The 23,859-nt window shown below is 44.7% G+C and carries 21 protein-coding genes and 2 tRNA genes; 15 read left to right on the top strand and 8 right to left on the bottom strand.

Going from position 1 to position 23,859, the window contains the following annotated elements:
* Positions 1-272: 272 nt before the first annotated feature.
* From K1X61_00530 to K1X61_00515, 4 genes are all read right to left on the bottom strand, one after another.
* The gene (locus K1X61_00530) at positions 273-1,535 is read right to left on the bottom strand and encodes an adenylosuccinate synthase (protein MBX7107108.1); all 1,263 of its coding nucleotides are present in this window, start codon (positions 1,533-1,535) and stop codon (positions 273-275) included.
* 57 nt (positions 1,536-1,592) lie between these two features.
* Positions 1,593-1,946 carry an STAS domain-containing protein gene (locus K1X61_00525; GenBank protein MBX7107107.1) on the bottom strand — a complete coding sequence of 118 codons (354 nt, stop codon included), beginning with the start codon at positions 1,944-1,946 and terminating at the stop codon, positions 1,593-1,595.
* Positions 1,947-2,480: a transcriptional repressor gene (locus tag K1X61_00520; protein MBX7107106.1), complete on the bottom strand. Its 534-nt coding sequence runs from the start codon at positions 2,478-2,480 to the stop codon at positions 1,947-1,949.
* A 104-nt stretch (positions 2,481-2,584) separates the two neighbouring features.
* Positions 2,585-4,822, bottom strand: coding sequence for a RelA/SpoT family protein (locus tag K1X61_00515; GenBank protein ID MBX7107105.1), 2,238 nt, complete (start codon positions 4,820-4,822; stop codon positions 2,585-2,587).
* A gap of 225 nt (positions 4,823-5,047) precedes the next feature.
* Between K1X61_00515 and K1X61_00510 the strand changes: the two genes are divergently transcribed.
* The 6 genes from K1X61_00510 (at position 5,048) to K1X61_00485 (ending at position 10,271) form a co-directional block, all read left to right on the top strand.
* Positions 5,048-5,710: a response regulator transcription factor gene (locus K1X61_00510; protein ID MBX7107104.1), complete on the top strand. Its 663-nt coding sequence runs from the start codon at positions 5,048-5,050 to the stop codon at positions 5,708-5,710.
* Between the two features lie 391 nt (positions 5,711-6,101).
* Positions 6,102-6,183, top strand: a tRNA-Leu gene (locus tag K1X61_00505).
* 220 nt (positions 6,184-6,403) lie between these two features.
* On the top strand, positions 6,404-7,750 hold the full coding sequence (tig, locus tag K1X61_00500) for a trigger factor (protein ID MBX7107103.1): 1,347 nt from the start codon (positions 6,404-6,406) through the stop codon (positions 7,748-7,750).
* 18 nt (positions 7,751-7,768) lie between these two features.
* A complete protein-coding gene (gene clpP / locus K1X61_00495; GenBank protein ID MBX7107102.1) occupies positions 7,769-8,458 on the top strand; it encodes an ATP-dependent Clp endopeptidase proteolytic subunit ClpP in 690 nt (229 codons plus the stop codon).
* Between the two features lie 89 nt (positions 8,459-8,547).
* Entirely contained in the window at positions 8,548-9,780 is a 1,233-nt protein-coding gene (gene clpX / locus K1X61_00490; GenBank protein ID MBX7107101.1) for an ATP-dependent Clp protease ATP-binding subunit ClpX, read from the top strand.
* An 89-nt stretch (positions 9,781-9,869) separates the two neighbouring features.
* Positions 9,870-10,271 (top strand): cupin domain-containing protein, encoded by a 402-nt coding sequence (locus K1X61_00485; GenBank protein MBX7107100.1) that lies wholly within the window; start codon positions 9,870-9,872, stop codon positions 10,269-10,271.
* Between the two features lie 111 nt (positions 10,272-10,382).
* Here K1X61_00485 and K1X61_00480 read toward each other — a convergent pair whose 3' ends face one another.
* Together K1X61_00480 and K1X61_00475 are read right to left on the bottom strand one after the other, a co-directional pair.
* A complete protein-coding gene (locus K1X61_00480) occupies positions 10,383-11,006 on the bottom strand; it encodes a class I SAM-dependent methyltransferase (protein ID MBX7107099.1) in 624 nt (207 codons plus the stop codon).
* A 179-nt stretch (positions 11,007-11,185) separates the two neighbouring features.
* Positions 11,186-11,257, bottom strand: a tRNA-Arg gene (locus K1X61_00475).
* Between the two features lie 100 nt (positions 11,258-11,357).
* On the opposite strand from K1X61_00475, the gene K1X61_00470 reads away from it, so the two are divergent.
* Together K1X61_00470 and K1X61_00465 are read left to right on the top strand one after the other, a co-directional pair.
* The gene (locus K1X61_00470) at positions 11,358-12,254 is read left to right on the top strand and encodes a YitT family protein (GenBank protein ID MBX7107098.1); all 897 of its coding nucleotides are present in this window, start codon (positions 11,358-11,360) and stop codon (positions 12,252-12,254) included.
* 79 nt (positions 12,255-12,333) lie between these two features.
* Positions 12,334-14,481 (top strand): thioredoxin domain-containing protein, encoded by a 2,148-nt coding sequence (locus K1X61_00465; protein MBX7107097.1) that lies wholly within the window; start codon positions 12,334-12,336, stop codon positions 14,479-14,481.
* A 96-nt stretch (positions 14,482-14,577) separates the two neighbouring features.
* Here K1X61_00465 and K1X61_00460 read toward each other — a convergent pair whose 3' ends face one another.
* Positions 14,578-15,879 carry a radical SAM protein gene (locus K1X61_00460; protein MBX7107096.1) on the bottom strand — a complete coding sequence of 434 codons (1,302 nt, stop codon included), beginning with the start codon at positions 15,877-15,879 and terminating at the stop codon, positions 14,578-14,580.
* Positions 15,880-16,077: 198 nt separating this feature from the next.
* Positions 16,078-17,232: an agmatinase family protein gene (locus K1X61_00455; protein ID MBX7107095.1), complete on the bottom strand. Its 1,155-nt coding sequence runs from the start codon at positions 17,230-17,232 to the stop codon at positions 16,078-16,080.
* Between the two features lie 258 nt (positions 17,233-17,490).
* Between K1X61_00455 and K1X61_00450 the strand changes: the two genes are divergently transcribed.
* From K1X61_00450 to K1X61_00420, 7 genes are all read left to right on the top strand, one after another.
* On the top strand, positions 17,491-17,895 hold the full coding sequence (locus K1X61_00450; GenBank protein ID MBX7107094.1) for a cytochrome c maturation protein CcmE: 405 nt from the start codon (positions 17,491-17,493) through the stop codon (positions 17,893-17,895).
* On the top strand, positions 17,895-20,333 hold the full coding sequence (ccsA, locus tag K1X61_00445) for a cytochrome c biogenesis protein CcsA (protein ID MBX7107093.1): 2,439 nt from the start codon (positions 17,895-17,897) through the stop codon (positions 20,331-20,333). Before K1X61_00450 ends, ccsA begins: the two co-directional genes overlap by 1 nt.
* Positions 20,334-20,505: 172 nt before the next feature.
* Positions 20,506-21,303, top strand: a complete 798-nt coding sequence (locus K1X61_00440; GenBank protein ID MBX7107092.1) for a DUF2520 domain-containing protein — start codon at positions 20,506-20,508, stop codon at positions 21,301-21,303.
* A gap of 143 nt (positions 21,304-21,446) precedes the next feature.
* Entirely contained in the window at positions 21,447-21,824 is a 378-nt protein-coding gene (locus K1X61_00435; GenBank protein ID MBX7107091.1) for a (2Fe-2S)-binding protein, read from the top strand.
* A gap of 117 nt (positions 21,825-21,941) precedes the next feature.
* The gene (gene iscX, locus K1X61_00430) at positions 21,942-22,175 is read left to right on the top strand and encodes a Fe-S cluster assembly protein IscX (GenBank protein ID MBX7107090.1); all 234 of its coding nucleotides are present in this window, start codon (positions 21,942-21,944) and stop codon (positions 22,173-22,175) included.
* Positions 22,176-22,266: 91 nt separating this feature from the next.
* A complete protein-coding gene (locus K1X61_00425; GenBank protein ID MBX7107089.1) occupies positions 22,267-22,785 on the top strand; it encodes an HAD hydrolase family protein in 519 nt (172 codons plus the stop codon).
* A 126-nt stretch (positions 22,786-22,911) separates the two neighbouring features.
* Positions 22,912-23,859 carry a geranylgeranylglycerol-phosphate geranylgeranyltransferase gene (locus K1X61_00420; GenBank protein ID MBX7107088.1) on the top strand — a complete coding sequence of 316 codons (948 nt, stop codon included), beginning with the start codon at positions 22,912-22,914 and terminating at the stop codon, positions 23,857-23,859.

Here is a 23,859-nt window from a genome sequence, read left to right as displayed (position 1 = left end):
GCGGCCATTTCCTTCATCAATTCATCATTGCCGCATGCCGGCAATTGCCGCCCAGAGCAATCTCGCGAAAGATCCGCAATGCTGCAAAATAGTTATGTTACAGTATGGTAATCAGGAGATGAAAAAATAAAATACATCACCTTGTCCGAAGCAGTTCTTGGTCCGGCACCAGTCTGCTTTCGCAGTCAAATCCGGATGGTGCACTCAGCATTACAGGAATATATTTTATAATGTATTCACGAAAACCTTGCGGCATGACTATTTCTCAATTGTCAGAATGCAACCAGCTCATCTCTGCCTGCCCCAATGGAAATAATGGAAACCGGCACGCCTGTCTTTTGCTTCACATACTCCATAAATGCATGTAATGATTCCGGCAAATCAGCTGCTTTCTTCATACCGTGATTTGTTTTCCAGCCCGGCAACGATTCATACACGGGATCAATAGGAGCGGAAGTAATATCGAATGGCACGGCACTGGTTACTGTTCCGTTAATAGCATATGCATTACACACCTTTATCTCGTCAAAAATATTCAACACGTCAGCTTTTGTAATAATAAGTTTGGTGACGCCATTGAGCATACAAGTGTAATTAACTGCCACAAGATCGAGCCATCCGCAACGGCGCGGCCTGCCTGTGACAGCGCCGAATTCATGCCCTGCTTTTCGCAGTGCTTCGCCGGTTTCATCGGACAACTCAGTCGGAAACGGTCCGCCGCCAACCCTTGTGCAGTAAGCTTTGATGATACCCATCACATCCCGGATGGCAGTTGGCGGAATACCGAGGCCGGTACAGGCAGCGGCTGAAATTGTATTAGATGAAGTGACAAACGGGTAGGTTCCAAAATCAATATCCAACATTGAGCCCTGTGCTCCTTCAGCCAGCACGTGTTTACCTTCTTTCAGCTTTTCATTGATGAAATACTCACCAGACACCATATCAAGAGAACGCAGGTATTCCACGCCTTCAAACCATTGCTGTTCCAGCTGATTAAAATCAGCAGCATAGTTATAAAGTGTCAGCAGATCGAGATGTTTCTTTTTAAGATTTGCATATAAAGCAGGGAGTTCCGGCGAAGCAAGGTCGCCAACACGCAAACCATTGCGGCCCGTCTTATCCATATAAGCCGGTCCGATTCCCTTTAGTGTTGAACCGATTTTTTCTTCCCCCTTGGCTGCTTCGGAAGCAGCATCAAGCAGGCGATGGGTGGGAATAATGAGATGTGCTTTTCGCGATAGCTTCAGTTTTTTTTTCAGGTCGATGCCAATAGCTTCCAGTTCTTTGGCTTCTTTGAGAAATTCAATCGGGTCTATTACGACGCCATTGCCGATCAGGTTACAGGGCCTTTCACAAAATACGCCAGACGGAATGGTACGTAATACAATTCGCCTTCCTTCAATATTGAGGGTATGCCCTGCATTGGGGCCACCCTGGAACCGGGCAACAACATCATAGTCAGGGGCAAGGAAATCAACAATTTTGCCTTTGCCTTCATCACCCCATTGCAAACCCAGCAACACATCAACAGCCATAGTATGTTTATTGAATTTTTGAAATCAGTTAATGATTCATTTTAGTGGCCAGTATAATCAGCTTTTGTAAGCATCGTTTAGCAGGAGCATGGCATCCGCAGTACGGCCGGCAATCTTAAAATAACTTTCGAGCCGCGTCATAACCAGTAGTTTTTTGAGTTGATCGGAAACATTACACAGCACAAGTTCTCCGCCCTGCTCCACAATTTTATTGCGGGAAGCAACGAGGAAATTGAGACAGGTGCTGTTAACAAATTCAAGGCTTTTCAAATCAAAAATGAATTTTCTTTCATTTCCGGAAAGCCCTTCTGCAATCCTGTTGCGGATTTGCGCGGTCTGCTGCTCATGCATCAACTTGCCCTGCAGCATCATGATTACTGTTTGCTCCACTTTCTGAACTACATAATCCATCTATGCAAGTTGATTTTTAACAAACGGCTTTCGCTTTCCCTGTCTGGCAGCAGCATCCTTTTTTTGTTTGGTGTGCTGAAGGTTGTCTTTGGCATCACATCCACGGCAATGACCGTACAAAATCAGGGAATGGTGATCAATTTCAAAATTCAGCAAATCGCCCATGCGCGTCGTGATCTGGTGAATCCTCGGGTCACAGAATTCCAGCACCTTATGGCAATCAAGGCAGATCAGGTGATCGTGCTGGCGGAAACCGTATGACTTTTCAAATCGTGCCTGGTTATTCCCGAACTGATGCCTGGTAATTAATGCACATTCCTGCAACAAGTCGAGCGTATTATACACTGTAGCGCGGCTTACATTGTAATGCTTCTTCTTCATTTCAAGGAAAAGGGATTCCGCATCAAAATGATCATTGCGCGAATAAATCTCTGTCAGGATCGCAAACCGCTCCGTGGTTTTCCGCTGATGATTTAATTCGAGGTATTCAGCAAAGAGCTGTTGGACCTGCGGTAGTAGATTTTCCTGTTTCATTATTTCCTTGAAAGGACAAACGTAAGTTAAAACCATGCAATCATCAAATGGCATTTTTCCACCATTATGGAGTGATCAGGGATATCAGGCTTATCCGTATGCTGTTAATTCATGGAAGGTTGTTCTTCAAACCGGGCGACGCTTAAGATGCCGTCGAGCTGGCGCAACTTATCCATCAGTTCAGTAAGGTGGAAGGTGTCCTTTACAAAGACTTTAATGATACCTTCAAAGATGCCATCCTTGGTATCAATGGTTATTGACTGCATATTTACTTTAAGGTCGCCGGAAATCACATTGGTAATTTTCTGCATAACACCAACATCATCAATGCCTGTCAACTTGAGTCCGGTGAGGAAGGCTATCTGATGCTGCTTGGTCCACTTCGTGCGCACAATGTCATAACCATATTTTGAAATGGCATTTATAGCCCGCGGGCAATTGGTTCTGTGGATTTCGATATCCTTATTCTTGTTTACAAATCCGAACACATCATCACCGGGAATAGGTTTGCAACAGCCGGCCAGGTTGTAATCCACCGTTTCTGCGCCATCACCAAATACAAACAGGCTGGAATTGCTGACCAGTTTGTTTTTAATGGCGAGTTCCACATTTTCATCCGTTGTTTTAGACTGATCTTTCAATTCAATATTATCACCTACCCGGATGAAGTTATCCATATCGCTGATTTTGAAATTACCGACGCTGATGCTGTAAAACAGGTCGTTGACAGCGGGTATCTTAAAAAAGTCGAGCACCTTATGGAGGTTATGGGAATTGAAGGCAACCTTTTTTTCCCGGAAGATATTTTCCAGCGCTTTTTTCCCTATTTCCACAATACGTTTTCTTTCCGCCTTCAATACATTCTTGATGCCTGATTTAGCTTTGGCTGTAACTACATATTGAAGCCAATCTTCAGCCGGTTTCTGTTTTTTTGAGCTGAGTATCTCAACCTGATCGCCATTGGACAACTGATAACTGATCGGTACTATTTTATGATTCACTTTTGCGCCAATGCAACGCTGCCCGATATCGGAATGAATCTCAAAAGCAAAATCGAGCACCGTAGATTTGGCGGGTAAGATTTTCAGTTCTCCTTTTGGCGTGAAAACATAAATTTCCTCCGCAAACAGGCTCAGTTTAAAATCATCAATAAAATCAAGTGTGTTGGTGTCCGGGTTTTCCAGCAATTCGCGGATCTTTTTCAGCCATTCATCAATAGATGTGTCGGAGCTTTGTTTCTCCTTGTATTTGTAATGTGCCGCATATCCTTTCTCTGCAATTTCATTCATGCGCTCGGTGCGTATCTGCACTTCCACCCAGTTTCCTTCTGGCCCCATCACAGTAGTATGCAGTGCTTCATAGCCATTTGCTTTAGGGTTGGAGATCCAGTCGCGCAGCCGGTCAGGATTAGGCCGGTAAATATCTGATACGATAGAATAGACACGCCAGCAATCTGATTTTTCATTTTCGTGTTCCGTTTGTATGATGATACGGATCGCGAATTTGTCATACACCTCTTCAAACGGAACGCCTTGTTCGCGCATCTTTCGCCAGATAGAGTACACCGTTTTAAGCCTTCCAAAAATTCTGAAGTTGATATGCTGGCTGGTCATCTCATCTTTAATCGGTTTGATGAATTCAGCAATGAGTCTGTTTCGTTCTTTTTTCGACTCAATAATTTTATCAGAAATCTGGCTGTAGATCTTTGGTTCGCTATATTTCATTGCCAGATCTTCCAACTCAGATTTTATCTCGAATAAACCAAGCCGGTGTGCCAGTGGCACATACAGGTAGATAGTTTCAGATGCAATTTTAATCTGTTTGTTGCGCGGCATGGATTCCATGGTGCGCATATTATGCAACCGGTCCGCCAGTTTGATCAGGATCACCCTCACGTCTTTTGAGAGTGTAACCATGATCTTGCGGATATTCTCTGCCTGAATGTATCCGTGCACATCGAAAATCACAGAAATCTTGGTGAGGCCTTCAATAATCTCCGCTATGGCTTTCCCGAATTCCCTTTCAATATCTTCCAGTGTTACTTCTGTATCCTCCACTGTATCATGGAGCAAGGCGCAGATCACACCCGTGGCTCCCAGCCCGATCTCATTGGCAACAATCTGTGCCACGGCCAGCGGATGGAGGATGTATGGCTCACCTGATTTTCTACGGATGTCCTTGTGCGCATCATAGGCTATCTCAAAAGCAAGGCGGATCATTTTCCGGTCACCTTTCTGTAATTGCGGTTTCAGCGCCTGCAATAGTCTGCGGTATTGATGGAGAATCTCCTTCTTTTCATGCTCCTGGATGGAGATGGCAGGTGTGACCGGTGACTTCGGCATGGTAATTTTTGCCTTTTCAGTTTGCATGGCGTATGCCCTCCTGCCGGGACTAGTTTTTATTTACTTGAGTAAATTTAACAAACGGTTAAAGATATTCAATTGCCATTTTCTTTCACGCGGCATTGAAGGAGTTGCCGTGCCTGAACTATTACACGCTGGAGATCAAGTCTAAAATGTTAATTAAAAATCATCGCTGTTTCGAAACTCTTCTTTATTTTGCAGTTTATGAAATCTAAGATCAAAGTAGTAATAGCAGATGACCATCAGATATTCATTGAAGGGATCAAGTCACTGATCAGGGATTCTGAAAAAGTTGCATTGGTTGGTGAAGCCCGTGATGGAACGTCCCTGATGCAGGTCTTAAAGCTTAAGGTTCCGGACGTGGTGCTGATGGATGTAGGTATGCCTAATATGAATGGAATTGAAGCCACGCGCAAGATCAGGGCGCAATTTCCCGACATGAAAATTCTCGGGCTCACCATGTCAGATGATGCGGATTCTGTATCCGAAATGATGCGTGCCGGCGCATTGGGCTACCTGCTTAAAACAACCGGGAAAGCGGAATTGATCAATGCAATTGCTCATGTTTACAAGGGTGAGAAATATCTGAGTGCCGAAATGTCGATGAAACTGATTGAAAAAATGTTTGATGAAAATGAGAAGGAGCCGGTAGCCAATCTTCCGCGCAAGGCAGAGATAACCAAACGTGAACTGGATATTGTGCGGTTGATTGCACAGGAACTGACCAATGTGGAGATAGCAAAAAAACTGAACAACAGTCCAATGACTATCATTACCCATCGTAAAAACCTGCTGCGCAAACTTGGTGTGAAGAATACAGCAGGTTTGGTGAAATATGCGGTGATGAATGGCCTGCTGGAAAATTAGCATTTCCATACGTTGTATATTCCTCCAGATTTACCCCGCTTCCGGCGGGGTTTTTTGTGCCCTGAACTTTCTTTGAAAAAAAATTATCAAAAATTTGGTTTAGTAAAAAAGTTACCTACTTTTGGGTAATCATTTAGTTCATTTAAAGAATTGCCGCTCAAGCACACTCCCTCTTCCGGATAGTTTTTGGTGTTTTACTTTCCGGTTTTGTCCTGATACAATCCCCCCCCCCGGAGCGCTTGAGCGGCTTTTTTATTCTTATCTATATCTCCCCGCTAATTACAGCACTGTAACCGGTGGCATCATCTTCCGTCCTTACCGCGTATTCAAGCCACAAATCATTACCTTTGCGGCTTTCCGTGACAACTTTGATATGAGATGGGTGTGACTTGCGGATATGGCGTAATTGGTAGCCGCGCCAGACTTAGGATCTGGTGCCGAAAGGCGTGGGGGTTCGAGTCCCTTTATCCGCACAAGTAAGAGAGGTGCACGCTGTGGCAGCATGTAGCGAAATGGGAACGAGCAGTGCCGTATTATGGGCAGACGCATCCCGGCCGAGTCGGGATGGAGCAGGGCGTGGGGGGTTGAGTCCCGTGTCTTTAAGACTTAAAATTATTTTTTCACAGAAACGTCTGGGGTTAAAATCAGCTGGTTTCTGTGAATATTTCATACTTAAAACCAAGAACCAGAAAAGTGAACATCACACAAGAACAAATGAATGATAACCACCTGAAGCTGGTGGTAAATGTTATTCCGGAAGATTATGCAACGAAGCTGGAAGGAGAAATCAAGTCGCTGAGTAAAAAAATGAATGTGAACGGCTTCAGACCCGGCAAGGTGCCGGTTGGCATAGCAAAGAAGATGTATGGCAATTCAGTTTTGGCCGAACAACTTGATAAGTTGCTGAATGATTCAGTGCTGGCGTATATCAGGGAACATGATCTGAAAGTGCTGGGTCAACCGATTCCTTATGAAGTCAGGCAGCAACAATTTGATGTGAACCGGCTGCAGGCGTATGATTTTGGATTTGAACTGGGACTGATTCCGCCATTTGAGTTGCCGTTGATCGATGGCAAGACGATGGACAGGCATGTGCTTGAGATCAGCGACGAAATGATTACTGAAGAGATGGAACGACTCAGGTCAATTCACGGTGAGCGGAGTTACCCGGAAACAGTTGGGCTAGATGACATTCTATACGGAGAATGGAAAGAACTGGATGAAAATGGTGAAATAAAGGATGGGGGAATAAATGCAACCTCCTCTTTTAATATCAAGTTGGTAAAAGATGAGGTATCCAGGCAATTGCTTACAAACCTGAAAAAGAAAGAGAGTACCGATCTGTCTGTTAAGACGGCATTTGATAATAATATGGAGTTGATCATTCATAATATTCTGAAAACGGATCATCATACAGCCGAACACATGCATGACCGCTTCCGTTTTTCACTGATCAATATCAGTCATGTTGAGAAAGCTGCTGCTGACCAGGATTTTTTCAATAAGGTGTATGGTGAAGCGGTAGTTCATTCAGAAGAAGAATGGAAGGCCCGTGTCCATTCCGATCTTAAACAAGAGTATGATAAGTTTGCCAATACGCGGTTTGAAAGACAGATACAGGATTACCTGCTGGCGGAAACAAGTATGAACCTGCCGGTTGATTTCCTCCGAAAGCTGATCAATTCCAACCGGCAGTCGGATACAGAAGAACTGAATGATGCGCAAATCGCGCAGGCCATGCAGCAGGTTAAGTGGGACCTGATTCACGACAAGCTTTTACGCGATAACAACATAAGTATCACTCCTGATGAAATAAGTGCCAGGGTTAAATTGGATATTACCAATTATTACGGAGGCGCATCAGCTTTCGAGAATGATCCCGGAGCGCTGGACAGGCTTGCCAATTCGCTCCTGAATGATGAAAAATATCTGGCAAGAATCCAAGACCAGGTAATGAACGATAAAATCTTTGAAGTGTTGAAGAGCAAAATTACAGCGGTTGAAAAGCCCGTTAGTGAACACGAATTTTTTCACCATTAAAATCTAAAACCTAACGATATGTATCAAAATGAATTCATGAAGTATGCAGTGGGCCACAAAGGCATGGACACGATGCATCTTGAAAATTATATGCGTAAATCTGTTACCGGGCTGACTCCTTACATTATCGAAGAGCGTCCGATGAATGTGGCATCCATGGATGTTTTCTCACGCCTTATGATGGACCGGATTATTTTTATGGGAGAAGCCATTAATGATTACGTGGCGAACGTGATTCAGGCTCAGCTGTTATTCCTTGATTCCGTAGACTCAAAGCGCGATATCCAGATATATATCAACAGCCCTGGCGGATCTGTTTATGCAGGACTTGGTATTTATGATACCATGCAATATATCAACCCGAATGTGGCCACCATTTGTACGGGTATGGCTGCATCCATGGCGGCCGTATTGTTGTGTGCTGGCGGCAAAGGAAGCCGCACCGGATTAAAACATTGCCGTGTAATGATTCATCAGCCAATGGGCGGGGCGGAAGGCCAGGCCAGTGATATCGAAATAATGGCCAAGGAAATAATGAAAACGAAGCGTGAACTGTATGAAATCATCGCCCTGCATACAGGCCAGCCGATTGAAAGGGTGGAAAAGGATTCAGACCGTGACTACTGGATGAAATCGGAAGAAGCCAAAGACTATGGTATGATTGATGAAGTGCTGATCAGAACAAAAGACAAAAAAGATAAAAAGTAAAAGGAGGTACCGCCATTCCCCTCCATTCAGATGCAACGGAATGATGGATTTTATTCTCTGTTAAACAGGAGCCATTGAAAGATAACAATATGAAAAAGACAGCTGAAAAATGTTCGTTTTGCGGAAAGCGCAAAGAAGATACGCTTATCCTTATATCCGGACAAGATGCGTACATCTGTGAAAGCTGTGTGGAGCAGGCACTCACTATCATTGAAGAGGAACTGGGTGAGCGCAAGCATGGTGCAACAATGACCACAGCGCCGGAATACAAGACGCCGGAAGAGATTAAGACATTTCTCGACCAATACATCATTGGACAGGAAGACGCGAAAAAAGTGTTGGCTGTTGCTGTGTATAACCATTATAAGCGGCTTGATCAGATTGGCAAGGATGATGTGGAAATTGAGAAGTCAAACATCATGATGGTGGGCGATACGGGAACGGGCAAAACATTGCTGGCCCGAACCATCGCGCGGTTTCTCAATGTGCCATTCGCCATTGTAGACGCAACGGTATTTACGGAAGCGGGGTATGTTGGGGAAGACGTGGAAAGCATACTGACCCGCCTGCTGCAGGTTTGCGATTACAATATTCAGGCGGCTGAAAAAGGAATCATTTATATTGATGAGATTGATAAGATTGCCAGGAAGAATGATAACCCTTCCATCACGCGCGATGTATCGGGCGAAGGCGTGCAGCAGGGATTGCTGAAATTGCTGGAGGGTACTGATGTGCTGGTTCCTCCGCAGGGTGGCAGAAAGCATCCTGAACAGAAGATGGTGAAGATGAATACAACACACATCCTGTTTATCTGTGGCGGCGCTTTTGAAGGCATTGATAAGATCATTGCCAAACGCAACAAAACGCACGTCATCGGTTATAAGCTGGATAAAGAACGTGATAAAGTTGATCGCGGCAACCTTATTCAATACGTTACACCACAGGACATAAAAGGATTCGGATTGATTCCTGAACTGGTTGGCCGCGTTCCCATCGTTACCTATCTCGAGCCGTTGGATAAAGATGCACTGTTGCGTATCCTCACCGAACCGAAGAATGCCCTTGTGAAGCAGTATAAGAAACTGTTTGAACTGGAAGGCGTTCAACTCACCTTTGAAAATGCCGCATTGGAATTTATCGTAGAGAAGGCTATTGAATACAAGCTTGGTGCACGCGGATTGCGGTCGATATGCGAAGCCATCATGACGGATATTATGTTCACCATTCCCTCTAAAAAGGACATTAAGCAGTTTACTGTTACGCTTGAGCTGGCACAAGAAAAGATTGATAAATCTAAATTGCGCCACCTGAAGGTTGCCTGAGCGCATGAGCAGTTAGATTATTTTCTAAAGTTCAGTCGTTGGGATTCGGGTGGTCATTACGTTTTATCTTCCATAAACGACGAGCAAATATGAAGCTACTGGTTGCGGTTTTGGTGCTGATGAATTTCAGAGCAGCTGCACAAACACATACTGAAACCGGCGCATTGTTACCCGGTGGTGCATATGACAATATCTATCTGCAACCACTGCAATCTGATTCAAATGTTTCCGGTTTTGTAATCTGGATTAAGCAGGAAGTGAAACCGCATCTGCATGCAACGCATTCTGAAAATGTATTTATTTTAGAAGGTGCGGGTAAAATGCTTCTTGGCGGTAAGACCATCGAAGTTAAAGCGGGGGATTTAATTTACATACCTCCCCAAACTGTGCATGCGTTGAGAGTTACTTCTGCAACACCCATGAAAGTGCTTTCAATACAGGCGCCTGAATTTGATGGTAAGGACCGCTTGTTTGTTGACCTTGCCTGGTAACCTGGCCATCATCACAGCTGTTTAGACCATATTCAATGTTTCCTATTCCGCTAATGGCAAGGACAGTTGTGGTAAACAGCGCGATATGTGCGAAAAACAAATTGACCACTTTTATCTTTTTCGATAGTACCGTGATTGTATGAATCCTTTCATGAAATTATGCCTTCCTTCTTCTGCCAATACTATTGAATTGAATAAACTATCATACTCCGGCAAACTTGTCGTATTAATTGCTGCAACTACACTGAAAAACCTGTACATCAGCCATAAAAGCAGCTGTTGATAAAGATTTCGCGGAAGGAAGAAATCAGCCATAAGCAAACAGCCATCTTGTTTTAATACAACAGTCAGCGAATGCACGAATTCCATGGCCTCCTGTTGCTGCATGCAGTCGATCACAAAGAAAGCCAATACGGCATCATATTTTTTTTGAGGTGGAATGCTTTGGTGCGTTCCGGCTATAAATTGAACCTGATCAACATATTCAGCCCGTATTTTTTTTCTGGCAAGCTCCAGCATTTTAATGGAGGGATCAATGTAGTCCATGTTGAGCGCCGGATCTATACGCAACAGGTGCGTCAACAAGGTTCCCGTTCCTTCGCCCATTAATAAAACTGATCCGCCGGCAGGTATCTTATGCAGGAATACTTTTTTCGCCGCCTGTAATTTATTGCCAAATATAATTTTAGCGAGTCCATCATAATAAGGCGCAATATGATTGAAATTGGCTGGCAAGTGAAGGGCTATCGCGCGAAGTTAAGCATATGGCAACCACTGAATCTGCGGAATGGCCATTTATATAAGCCGCACCAATATTTGAAGAACAAGCCTGCCGGGAAGCATATGCTTGCTGCAGCACTGCATTGCTGCGTTTTTGCGCATTGATACCTGATGCCTGCCATGAACGAAACCTGTAGCCCCGGCAGGAATCGAACCTGCATTTAAAGTTTAGGAAACTTCCGTTCTATCCATTGAACTACGGGGCCGGAGAATCGTATTGAAACCGGCTGCAAAAATAATTTTATTCCATGATTTGTCATGTAATGCATATTCTTGCCGGATAACTTCCGATAAAATCTGACGGTCATGAATAAATCCCAAACCCGCAATCTCCTGCTCAACAGAATTTTCTTGTGGAAATATATTGGACAGACTACCATCATCGTGCTGGGAGTTTTTTCCGCAGCATTGGGGCTTAAAGGATTTTTGCTGCCTTCCGGATTCCTCGATGGCGGCGTAACGGGAATCTCATTGCTGTTGAATCGTATGTTTGGTATCCAGCTCCCGATATTGATTCTTACCATCAATATACCCTTCATCCTGTTGGGCTATCAGCAGGTGTCGGTCTTATTCGCATTTAAAACAATGGCTGCCATTGCCGGGCTTGCTATCGTGCTTGCTTTAGTTCCTTTTCCTGAAGTAACTTTTGATCCATTGCTGGTCTCTGTTTTCGGTGGTTTTTTCCTGGGGGCCGGTATTGGCCTTTGCATTCGTGGTGGTGCGGTGATTGACGGCACTGAAGTACTTGCCATTTATATCAGTAAAAAATCAACGTTGTCTGTCGGTGATGTGATCATGATTTTCAATTTATTGCTCTTCAGTACCTCAGCATTGCTGATCGATATTGAAACAGCCATGTATGCCATGCTCACCTACCTGGCAGCAGGTAAGACGGTGGATTTTATTATTACCGGTATTGAAGAATATACCGGTGTAACCATTATATCTGAGCACAGTGAAGCCATCCGTAAGGTAGTAATTCAAAAGCTCGGCCGTGGCGTAACGATCTATAATGGAAAAAGGGGTTTTGGCAGTCATCATCATCATGACCTTCACCTGGATATTATTTTTACCGTCATTACGCGGCTGGAGGTGCAGAAGCTGAAAAATGAGGTGGAGAAGGTGGACCGGCATGCATTTATTATTCAACAGGCAATCAGTGATACGAGAGGTGGTATGGTTAAAAAACGGCCGCTGCATTAGCAGCCCGCAAACTGCTCCAGGCAAAATGATGGATGTGTTTCACGCGCCATTGCCGGGTAGTTGGCTAATGATAAGATAAATGAAATTCAACTATACATGGCTGCTGTGTGCAGGGTTGGTGGTAACCTCCTGTCTGCGACAGTCAGGCAATAACATTCCTTCAAGCAAATCAGATAAGATGGAGTCAAATCAGGAGATTAAAAATGCCTACACCAACCAACTCATCCATGAAAGCAGTCCGTATCTGTTGCAGCATGCACACAATCCGGTAAACTGGTATCCCTGGGGTGAAGCAGCATTGGATAAGGCCAAATCCGAAAATAAGTTATTGATCATCAGCATCGGCTATTCCGCCTGTCACTGGTGCCACGTGATGGAGCATGAGTCTTTTGAAGATACTGGAACGGCGAAAATAATGAATGAAAATTTTGTCTGTATAAAAGTGGATCGTGAAGAGCGCCCGGATATTGACCAGGTGTATATGAATGCTGTTCAGCTGATGACAGGCAGTGGAGGCTGGCCGCTCAACTGTATTGCATTGCCTGATGGACGGCCTATTTACGGCGGCACTTATTTTCCACGCAAGCAGTGGCAGAATGTACTCCTGAATCTTGCCGATCTTTACAAGAATGACCCTCATAAGGCTGATGATTATGCAGAGAAACTAACAGCCGGAATTCAGCAAAGTGATCTGATCAAATTAAATGCAGAGCCGGTTGAATTCAGTTACAAAACAATTGATGAAACCGTCGAGCGATGGCGGCCATATTTTGATGAAGTGGATGGCGGGCCATCGCATGCACCCAAGTTCCCGCTGCCCAACAACTATCAGTTCCTGCTCCGGTACGCTGTGGCAAACGTTGATGTTTCCGTAAAAAAGCAGGTTGATCTAACCTTAAAGAAGATGGCATTTGGCGGCATCTATGATCACCTGGGCGGTGGTTTTTCACGCTATTCGGTTGATTCATTATGGAAAGTACCACACTTTGAAAAGATGCTGTACGATAATGCACAGTTAATTTCGCTTTATTGTAATGCGTACCGTGAAAATGCTGATCCGCTATACAAGTCAGTTGTTTACGAGACGCTGGAGTGGATCAACCGTGAAATGACTACGGATGAAGGTGCATTTTATTCGGCGCTTGATGCCGATGCTGAAGGGAAGGAAGGCAAATATTATATATGGACGAAAGAAGAATTGCAAAGCATACTGCAAAATGACTTTCCAATATTCGCGGCATATTACAACGTGAATGAAAACGGACTATGGGAGGATGATCATTATATTCTGCTGCGGAAAGAATCTGATCAGCATGTGGCGGCAACCTTTGGTATGCGTGAAGAAGCATTGAACAATAAGCTGCAGGTGATGAAACAAAGATTGCTGGCAGTGCGCGAACAACGCATTCATCCCGGGCTGGATGATAAAACGCTAACTTCCTGGAATGCTATGATGGTGCGCGGATATGTGGATGCTTATACAACTTTTGATGAGCCACGATTTCTGGCAGCAGCGGTTCGCAATGCGCAGTTCATTTTTAGCAGGCAGTTACGGCCTGATGGCGGCTTGCAGCACAGTTATAAAAACGGAACTTCTTCCATCAACGGTTTTTTGGAAGACTATGCATTTGTAATCGATGCATGCATAGCTCTATACGAAGCAACTTTTGATCTGCAATGGCTGGAAAAGGCACGGCAGCTAACGGATTATGCGGTCATTCATTTTTATGATGCGAAAGAGGGTACCGGCATGTTCTGGTTTACCTCTGATGTTGATGCCGCCCTGATTGCGCGAAAGATGGAGTTGCAGGATAATGTGATTCCTTCCTCCAATTCAGTAATGGCGCATAATCTTTTCCTGCTGGGCAATTACTTTGATAGCCAGCAATACCTGGGCATTGCTGCCCAAATGATGCACACTATGCAGGGAAGCGTGGTGAAATGGGGAAGCAGTTACGCTAATTGGTGTATGCTGCTGATGAACTATGCTGCTCCTTTCTACGAAGTTGCTGTGATAGGGAAAGATGCGGTAAACAGAAGGATTGAATTTGGTAAATATTATCTGCCTGATATTATGTTATCTGGCAGTTTGGGAGAAAGCACCTTGCCATTGCTGGAGCATAAATATGTAAAGGATGAAACCTTGATTTATGTGTGCGTGAACAAGTCATGCCGTTTACCGGTCAAAAACGTGGAAGATGCCGTTAAGCAGATAAAGAAAAATTAAAGCAGTTGAAGCCGGTTTGAAGAAGTACTGAACCGGCTTATGATAAAGTGAGCAAACACTTCACCGCATTACTTTGCACATAGAATTATTCAGGCCTTAAACAGTAAGTGCTTTCTGGTGTTCTTTCATTACTTCCATAGGAGGATTAAAGTAACCGTAGGTTATGTGAGGAAATTCTTCCTTGATCAGATCCATTACCTTTTTTACACCCAAAACTTCTCCGGTATCGCTGATGCCAATTCGTTCAAGGTACCAGTCGGGATCAATATTGAAATTCCGCCATTGAATCATATTCAGATCCGTGTCGCGGATAAATTGACGGAGCGATTCATATTCTTCTCGGCTGTCTGTCATGCCCGGAAAAACAAAATAGTTGACTGAAGCCCAGCCATTGTACCTGCGCACCACTTTAATCGACTCTGCAAGGGCTTCAAATGAATAATTGTTCGGAAGGTAATATGCTTCATAGATATGCTTCCTGACGCTGTTGGTGCTTACGCGAATGCTGTTCAGTCCTGCTTTGCAAAGTTGCTCAACAGCGTCCGGCATGCTGCCATTCGTGTTGATGTTGATGCTGCCTTTTTGTGTTTTTTTCCGGATCGCGCGGATGGAATCGCGGATGGTTTCCCACATCAGCAATGGTTCGCCTTCACAACCCTGTCCAAAACTAATGATGGGGCGTGGAGCATTTTCGAGATGATCTATTGTGTACTCGGAAATTTCCTTTGCTGTCGGCTTAAATGTTAAACGTTCCTGTGTGCTCTGAATGCTCTCTTCTTCAGGTTGAAAGGAAATACAGCCAATGCAGTTGGCATTGCAGGCAGGTGAGGTAGGAACAGGTGCTTCAAACCTGTTGAGGAAGAAATTCCGCGCTGCAGGGCAGAAATAAGTCAGCGCACAATTGTTTCCTATGTGCCGCAACAGCCTGTTACCGGGAAATTTCGCAGTCAGCTGCTTAACGCCTTCTTCCACCAGCAAGTGATTAAATCCTTTTGGTTCCTGCCGGATATCAGCGTCAATCCGTACAGCCGGAACATAGTATTTGCCATCGAGCCAGCCGACAGCGGTATAAGCAAATAGCGGAAGCGTTGGTGCATCGTTGTTTTCTTTCACATAACTCGAGAGGTAAAGCTGTGTATGCGCCGGAGCCATTTGTGCCGCCACAGCAACACCTTTATCGCAAAAGGTAAGTGCGCCTGTTTTTTTGTTAAACCCAATCGGTACACGGCCAGGTAATTCAAAAAGATCACTGCCTTCGGGCAATTCAATAAAATCATCAACTGTTAATGCAACGGCATCAAAACCGGAACGGCCCGACATCAGCAACGCCGGATCATCGCTGATCTGTCCGTTGCCATCCGAATAAACGAGGTTAGGGATGCGTTTTGGTTTTGACATGGAAGTTCAGGTGTTGAAGGTTCATGTTCTATACATGCAAACCGAAGTTTGTTTTGAGGCAACACACCGGGTGATGTATAAGTTTTTCAGGCCAAACAGTGGTATTATGGTAATAATATTTCTTATTTTACAACTGTACAAGCATTCATTATTAACCGGAAGTAATCAGGAGAAACGATGCTCCCGTGCTTAAAAAAATTAATCAACGATGCCTTCTTGTCCTTCCGCGATCTCATTCAAGGATGGTCGTCTCAGAACTGCCTCATTCACTGACTGCGAATCGGCCTGTTGTACATTATCATCAAACATGCGCTGACTTAATCCCATCAGGTTGCAGAGTTTGTACAGCATACGGGCGCCTACGTTGGCATCCCATTCTGTTTCACCTGGAACAACCTCGTTTAAATCAAATCCAATGATCCGCCTTCCGGAACGAACTAATTTCAGCAGGAGATATACGGCTTGCTCAAATTCAAGTCCGCCGGCAACAGGTGTTCCGGTATTCGGGCAGAGTTTAGGATCAAGGCCGTCAATATCAAAACTCACATATACCAGCGCCGGAAGCTGGCTGATAATCCTGTCACAGCAATTTTTCCAGGTATCACCTTCATACAATGCCCTTTTCAGATCGGCATCAAAAAAAGTTTTTACGCGGCCGTCTGCAGCATGTATCACATCCAGTTCTTCCTGGCAATAATCGCGAATGCCAACCTGCACCAGTTTATCTACTGCACGAACCTGTAAAGCATTGTACATGATGGATGCATGAGAATAGGTGAATCCTTCATAAGCTTTTCTCAGGTCACAATGTGCATCAATCTGCAGTATGCCGAAGGAAGGATAAACTTCTTCCAACGCCAGCAAAAATCCCAGGGGTGTGCTGTGATCACCGCCGAGCAATCCGGGCAATTTGCCTTTGTGCAGTATTGCACGGATTTCCTCCTGCACCCAGTCTTTTAAACCCGTTCCTCCCAGGTTAATCTGCTCCTGCATTTTTTTAAGTGATTTATCAGATGCAGGATCCACACCATCTTCCAGCAAGGACAGATAGTTTTCTGCCTTGGTGCGCAATTCCTTGCTCCACCTGGCAATTTGTTTATTCACCTTTTTCAGATAGATGCCATGTTTCCATGCGCCATGGACATCTACATCATATAAATCAACCTGTCGTGATGCCGCGAGTATTGCGGCAGGGGCCTTGGCTGTTCCGGCATTGTAAGAAACAGTCACTTCCCATGGCACAGGTAATATTACAATATCAGATTCCTCTTCCGTAAAGGGTAAACCGAACAATTGATTGCCTTCCGCAAGGCTGCTTGGGTCGAACGCCGCAATTTTTTCTTCCTTATTCATGGTAAAAAAAGTATGATAGAATGCTCAAAGATAGCATAACTACATGGATGAAAGCTCAGGATACCGGTTCAAATCGATTGGTCATGGCCGTGAAAATTTTCTGAAAGGACGGAGAACGATGCAGAAGGAGAGTCATGGAAGATAGCGTGGCCACTGTATGGATAATCCTTTCCAGGCAGTTTTTCTAACCGTTGGGCCCTAATGCAGGGGAGTGATTCCTTTGGAATGTTGTAGTTTTGACAGCCGAAATTAACGCCCATGAAAAAGATGCACATTGCTGGCCTGGTGCTCATTGCTGTTGCCATCGGGTTTATTGTGACGATGGCCAGCGATTACAGTCAGTACGAGACCTTTTCATCCGCCAAAGGAGAAACGAAGAAGGATTTTCATATAGTTGGCACCCTGGTGAAGGATCAGGCGCAGTTCTATGATCCGGTGAAGGACCCGAATTATTTTAGCTTCTACCTGCAAGACAAAAATGGTGATCAGTGCAAGGTTGTATTCAAAGGCACCAAGCCGCAGGATTTTGACCGGTCGGAACAGATAGTGCTCACGGGAAAAATGGAAGGATCTGAATTTCACGCCTCACACATACTGATGAAATGCCCTTCAAAATATAAGGTGGATGAACTGGAAGTAACGGAGTATAAATCAAACACCTGATGGAGATTCAGTTTGAGGGAGAGCATTTATTTCCCGGCCAGGTTGGCCAGCTTGCTGTTTATACGGCTTTTATATTCGCACTGATTGCAGCCATAGCATTTTTTATTGCAGCTTATTCGAAAAGAGAAGATCAGCGGCTTGCGTGGAAGCAGACAGCGAGAACAGCTTTTATTATTCATTGTATTGGCGTGCTGGTTATTATTGCAAGCCTCTATTACATCATTAAGAATCATTTCTTCGAATACTATTATGCATGGTCACATTCCAGCAAAGCATTGCCGATTAATTACCTATTGTCTTGTTTTTGGGAAGGTCAGGAAGGCAGTTTTCTGCTTTGGATGTTCTGGAATGCTTTCCTGGGCATCCTGCTGATTTTTACACTTAAGGAATCTGAAAGCCGCGTGCTGAGTGTATTTGCAGTGGTGCAGGGATTTCTGGGTTCTATGTTGTTGGGCGTTTATGTGTTTGGCTATAAAATCGGTTCTACACCTTTCACCCTTTTGCGCAATGAGATGGTTAATGCGCCTATTTTTCAGCGTGCCGACTACCTCAGTTTTATACAAGACGGTAATGGTTTGAATCCATTGCTGCAGAACTACTGGATGGTGATTCATCCGCCCATATTGTTTTTGGGATTTGCGACCACACTTATTCCGTTTTCCTTTGCTATGTCGGGCCTTATGAACCGTGAATTCTCTGCCTGGACCAAACCGGTGCTGCCCTGGGCATTGTTCTCTGCCGCTGTTTTAGGAACCGGTATAATGATGGGAGGTGCATGGGCTTATGAGTCACTCACCTTTGGCGGTTACTGGGCCTGGGATCCGGTGGAAAATGCTTCCCTGGTTCCGTGGCTCACGCTCATAGCAGGCGTGCATACGGCACTGGTGTACAATAAAACCGGCCGTTCACTCCGAACCACTTACATTTTCTTTCTGCTGACCTTCATCCTTGTTCTGTATTCTACCTTCCTTACACGCAGCGGTATTCTCGGCGATACTTCAGTACATGCCTTTACCGACCTGGGAATGAGTGGTCAGCTGATCCTGTATATGGCCGGACTTTCGATTCCTGCCATCATTTTGCTGGCTGTTTTCTGGAACAGGATTCCTTCTGTTAAGAAGGACGAGAACCTTTGGTCACGCGAATTTTTCATCTTCATCGGGTCATTGGTCTTCCTGCTTTCATCCCTCCACATTGCCTTTAATACATCATTACCGGTGTGGAATAAGTTATTCGGCACCAACCTGGCGATACCTTCTGATGCTGTTGCATTTTATAATAAGGTGCAGATCTGGGCTGCCGTTCTTATTGCCTTACTTTCGGCAACCTCACTGTATCTGAAATTCAAGCAGACCGAGTTCAGGCAGTTCTCCTTACGCCTCCTTATACTGTTGCTGATTGCCTTGCCGCTTACTGCCGTGATTGCCTACGTTGCAGGGCTCCATGTCTTTTCCCATATCGTCCTGTTGTTTGCTGCCATCTTTGGTATTGTGGCCAACCTTTATTATTTCATAATTGTCTTATCAGGAAAATGGAAGCTGTCAGGTGCTGCTGTGGCACATCTGGGTTTTGCACTTACCCTGGCAGGAATTCTTTTCTCGTCTGCCAATAAAGAAGTCATCTCCAGCAATACGGCCGGCGTTGATTTTGGCAAGGAAATGAATGCTGCAGCCCAGCGATCTAACATGCTCCTCTACAAGAATGTGCCTGTGAAAATGCAGCAATACATGGTTACGTATGTTGGTGATTCTGTTGCACAGCCCAACTATTACTATAAGGTGAACTATGAAGTGTTCGACGAAGCAACCGGTGCATTAAAGGAACATTTTACCTTGTATCCTAATGCGCAGATTAACCCAAAGATGGGACTCATTGCCAACCCGGATACACGGCATTACATCAGCCGTGATCTGTATACACATGTCACTTCCGTTCCTGATAAATCGAAAGAGCCTGTCAGGACGGATAAAAAATTCAAGTCTAATTTAATGACCAGAGGTGATACTATTTTCACCAGTAACAGCTTCATAGTGCTTGAATCCATTGAACGCGTGACTGAATCAAAGAAAGTGGAGATTGCGGAGGGTGACCTGGCCGTTTCCGCCACACTGCTGGTGAAACAGCTGAACGGGCAGCAGTATACGGCAAAACCTATTTTCTATATTCATAATGACAGGGCGACTTTGATTGATGATGAGTTGCCTGAATTGGGACTGACTTTCCGGTTGAACAAGATTATTCCTGAAGAAAACAAGGTGGATCTGCAGGTGGCTGAAGAAGCCGTACAGCCTGACTTTATTGTTATGACAGCCATCATTTTTCCCTATATCAATTTATTATGGCTCGGTGTTATCATTACCATCCTGGGTTTTCTCATCAGCCTGTTTCGCATCTGGCAAAAGAAATATCTGTCAGGAAAAACCATAGATGCAGCATAAGAAGTGACTCGTATGCTTTGCAGCTAAAGCAAGATTGGCAGTGAAACTTCGAACCACAATGCGATCACCGGATCAGAAAGATTAATCTGCAGCCAACATGAATCTTTAGGTGGTTTATAGTATTTGCAGCGCGTATTATTAATAATTTAGCACCCTTAAAAATTGCAATGCAATGAAGGAATATAAAATTGTCATCATTGGATCGGGTAATGTAGGCTATCAGATGGCATGGCACCTGCACAACAGCGGCCATAAGATTATCCAGGTTTTCAGCCGGCATTTGCCTTCCGCCAAATGGATTGGCAACCTGATGGATATTCCCTGCACTGATACTTACGATGATATCTCGCAGGATGCCGATATCTACCTTGTGACGGTGAAAGATGATGCGATCAGGGAGGTGGCGGAACAACTTAAACTGAACGGCCAGGTGATTGCTCACACGTCGGGCAGTGTGCCGGGTAATGTGCTGCAGGGATCGAGTGAGAACTACGGGATATTTTATCCGCTGCAAACCATGTCGAGGAATGTGTCTGTAGATTTTTCCGTGATCCCGATTTGTGTGGATGCAGCTAATAAAAAGACGCTGCAAGTGTTGCGTGACCTGGCGGGCACGCTTTCCAGCAAAATCATTGAAGTGAATGATGAGCAGCGTTTTGCCATTCATGTGGCTGCCGTGTTTGCCAATAATTTCACCAATCATCTGTTTTCCATTTCACAGGTTATTCTCGAGCAAAGCGGGTTGTCGTTTGAAATTTTTAAGCCGTTGATCAATGAAACAGTCCGGAAGATTCAGAATCATGATCCGCCGAATGTGCAAACCGGTCCTGCCATCAGGCATGATGAGCTGACGATTGAAAGGCATATGGAGTTTCTCAGGAAGGACGGCCGATTCGCAGAAATTTATAAGATACTGACGGAAGATATTCAGCGATGGGAACCGGTTAGGTCAGATACGGGCAATTCATGATTCAGAATACTTTAGTCTCCTGCTTGTTAATACGGTTTACCTGCATAAACAATAATTTGTTAAAGCAGGATTTTGCTTCATACAGGATGATGGCGGCCCGTAACCCTGCAAACAGCACAGACAGCTTGCATCGAGGCTGCTAAATGTGCAGTGCAAATTTTTCATCATCAGCAGCATCATTAGAAAAAATGTACACGATTCATTTTACATTCGAAGAGAAAGATATTGCGCCGGTAACGGTTACATCACCGGATGGTGACACCCTGCTGGAGGTGGCGCTGAAAAACGACATTCACCTTCATCATAATTGCGGTGGTGTTTGCGCCTGCAGTACCTGCCAGATTTACCTGGAAGAAGGGTCTGCGTTTGTGGATGAGATGTCAGAAAAGGAAGAGGATTTTATTGACCGCGCCCGCAATCCAAAGCTTACATCCAGGCTTTCCTGCCAGTGTTTTCTCAATGAGGGTGATGGTGTGTTACGTGTTGTGGTGCCGGACCAGTCGGGAATACTGGGCGAATAACATGCGGAAATCGTGTTGCTGTTCAATTGTAATACTACTTACAGCTGATTACATAAATAGCAGCAATCGGTAAATTCAAAAACCAAGTAAAAGTTCAAACAATAAAAAAGGGGAGATATGCACGAACCACCCATTCACTGGAGTGATCATGAAGATATAGCACAGAAGCTGTATGAGAAATTTGGTGATGATTTTAATGAATCAAAGATTTACCGGATCCGGTTTACGGAATTGATTGAATGGGTACTCAGTATACCCGGCTTTGCCGGCACGCGCGAAGAAAGCAATGAAAGCCACCTGGAGATGATTCAGTCTGCATGGGTTTATGAGTGGCGCGATAACCAGCCCTGATGAAGCGTGGTTTCCTCGCTGCCTGCCGCAGGATTGTGCGGGCAATTAGGAATGTGCACGTTATTAAATTTTACCATAGAAAATGTCTGGCATGACTAAAAAAAAGGAAGCCGTACCGCATTATTTTGAATTGTTTAAATCAGCCAACGCCATCATACTGGATGTGGATGGTGTATTAACCGATGGATCATTGCTGATCACCAATGGCGGAGATGAGCTCCGCACCATGAATATCCGCGATGGTTATGCAATGCAGTTAGCAGTGAAGAAAGGCCTTACGGTAGCAGTCATTACCGGCGGCAAATCGGAAGGTGTGCTGCGCCGGCTGAACAGGTTGGGCGTATTGTATGTACTGTCTGGTGTGGATGATAAGCCAAAGGGATTGACGCAACTGGCAGCGGCTATCAAGATGGATCTGTCGACTGCCATTTATATCGGTGATGATATACCGGACCTGGAAGTGATGCAACAATGTGGTATTCCCTGTTGTCCCAATGACGCGGCGCCTGAAATACAAGCCATATCAAAATATATTTCACCGGTTGCCGGCGGCAGGGGATGCGTGAGAGATGTGATTGAAAAGGTGCTGAAATTACAAGGGCGGTGGTAAAATTATGGCCGATATTATGACCCATAAATTATTCAATATCATGTAGGCCTGATGGTAACCGCGGCAGCCAGTCCTGCTTCGTGACCGTTTCCTTTTCTCTGTACATTTGCCAACGCTGAACATTTCATGAAGGGCATTATCTCTTTCCTCAGGCTTATCCGGGTTGTGAACCTGCTGTATATTGCCCTTACGCAATGGCTGGTGCAGTACACTATTATCCGTCCCATTCTTGCGCAGGCAGGCGTCGAAACGACGCTGGATGTTTTGCATTTCTCGCTGCTGATGCTATCCACCGTACTGATTGCGGCCGGAGGATATGTGATCAACGACTACTTTGATGTTAAGATTGATGCTGTTAATAAACCACGGCGCATTTTCATCGATCGCACCATAAAAAGGCGTTCGGCGATGTTGCTGCACCAGTTTTTAAGCGGCGCCGGCATTATGCTTGGATTTTATGTTGCCTGGAAAGCGGGTAATGTGAGGCTTGGTTTTATTCATCCTATTGTAGCCGCATTACTTTGGTTTTATTCAACCGGTTACAAGCGTCAGTTGCTGATCGGTAATGTTATTATCTCGCTCCTCACAGCGCTCGTGATCCTGATCGTGGCATTGTATGAACAACACCTGTTTAAACCCGAGAATGCGGCGGTTAATGCCGCTGCATATTCCATCTTTATCATTGTTTTCTTTTATTTTTTGTTTGCATTCCTCATTTCAATGATGCGGGAAATTGTAAAGGATATGGAAGATGTGGAAGGTGACCGGCGCTATGGCTGCAAAACTCTTCCGGTAGTGATCGGTATCAACAGATCGAAGTGGCTCGTATTTGCTATTGCGGTACTGATGACTGCCTTTCTGGTTTACCTGCAGTTACGGCAGGCGCAGGGAGGTGATTTCATTTCTGTGCTGAATGTCTTCACCATGCTTGAACTGCCGCTGTGCCTGGCCATGTATCTTTTATATAAAGCAGATGCGCAAAAACAATTTTCTCTGGTAAGCTCCGTGATAAAAATAATCATGCTCATGGGCATCCTGATGATGGTTTATTTTTATTATCTGATGGGTCATTGA

The organism is Chitinophagales bacterium, assembly GCA_019694975.1.
GTDB lineage: Bacteria > Bacteroidota > Bacteroidia > Chitinophagales > UBA10324 > JACCZZ01.
This window is presented reverse-complemented; position numbering and strand designations above follow the sequence as displayed.

What these genes read in the sequence shown, in the direction of transcription:
- K1X61_00530 (MBX7107108.1), bottom strand. Translation starts at nt 1,535, where the DNA reads ATGGCTGTTGATGTGTTGCTGGGTTTGCAATGGGGTGATGAAGGCAAA.
- K1X61_00525 (MBX7107107.1), bottom strand. Translation starts at nt 1,946, where the DNA reads ATGGATTATGTAGTTCAGAAAGTGGAGCAAACAGTAATCATGATGCTG.
- K1X61_00520 (MBX7107106.1), bottom strand. Translation starts at nt 2,480, where the DNA reads ATGAAACAGGAAAATCTACTACCGCAGGTCCAACAGCTCTTTGCTGAA.
- K1X61_00515 (MBX7107105.1), bottom strand. Translation starts at nt 4,822, where the DNA reads ATGCCGAAGTCACCGGTCACACCTGCCATCTCCATCCAGGAGCATGAA.
- K1X61_00510 (MBX7107104.1), top strand. Translation starts at nt 5,048, where the DNA reads ATGAAATCTAAGATCAAAGTAGTAATAGCAGATGACCATCAGATATTC.
- clpP (MBX7107102.1), top strand. Translation starts at nt 7,769, where the DNA reads ATGTATCAAAATGAATTCATGAAGTATGCAGTGGGCCACAAAGGCATG.
- clpX (MBX7107101.1), top strand. Translation starts at nt 8,548, where the DNA reads ATGAAAAAGACAGCTGAAAAATGTTCGTTTTGCGGAAAGCGCAAAGAA.
- K1X61_00485 (MBX7107100.1), top strand. Translation starts at nt 9,870, where the DNA reads ATGAAGCTACTGGTTGCGGTTTTGGTGCTGATGAATTTCAGAGCAGCT.
- K1X61_00470 (MBX7107098.1), top strand. Translation starts at nt 11,358, where the DNA reads ATGAATAAATCCCAAACCCGCAATCTCCTGCTCAACAGAATTTTCTTG.
- K1X61_00465 (MBX7107097.1), top strand. Translation starts at nt 12,334, where the DNA reads ATGAAATTCAACTATACATGGCTGCTGTGTGCAGGGTTGGTGGTAACC.
- K1X61_00460 (MBX7107096.1), bottom strand. Translation starts at nt 15,879, where the DNA reads ATGTCAAAACCAAAACGCATCCCTAACCTCGTTTATTCGGATGGCAAC.
- K1X61_00455 (MBX7107095.1), bottom strand. Translation starts at nt 17,232, where the DNA reads ATGAATAAGGAAGAAAAAATTGCGGCGTTCGACCCAAGCAGCCTTGCG.
- K1X61_00450 (MBX7107094.1), top strand. Translation starts at nt 17,491, where the DNA reads ATGAAAAAGATGCACATTGCTGGCCTGGTGCTCATTGCTGTTGCCATC.
- ccsA (MBX7107093.1), top strand. Translation starts at nt 17,895, where the DNA reads ATGGAGATTCAGTTTGAGGGAGAGCATTTATTTCCCGGCCAGGTTGGC.
- K1X61_00440 (MBX7107092.1), top strand. Translation starts at nt 20,506, where the DNA reads ATGAAGGAATATAAAATTGTCATCATTGGATCGGGTAATGTAGGCTAT.
- K1X61_00435 (MBX7107091.1), top strand. Translation starts at nt 21,447, where the DNA reads ATGTGCAGTGCAAATTTTTCATCATCAGCAGCATCATTAGAAAAAATG.
- iscX (MBX7107090.1), top strand. Translation starts at nt 21,942, where the DNA reads ATGCACGAACCACCCATTCACTGGAGTGATCATGAAGATATAGCACAG.
- K1X61_00425 (MBX7107089.1), top strand. Translation starts at nt 22,267, where the DNA reads ATGACTAAAAAAAAGGAAGCCGTACCGCATTATTTTGAATTGTTTAAA.
- K1X61_00420 (MBX7107088.1), top strand. Translation starts at nt 22,912, where the DNA reads ATGAAGGGCATTATCTCTTTCCTCAGGCTTATCCGGGTTGTGAACCTG.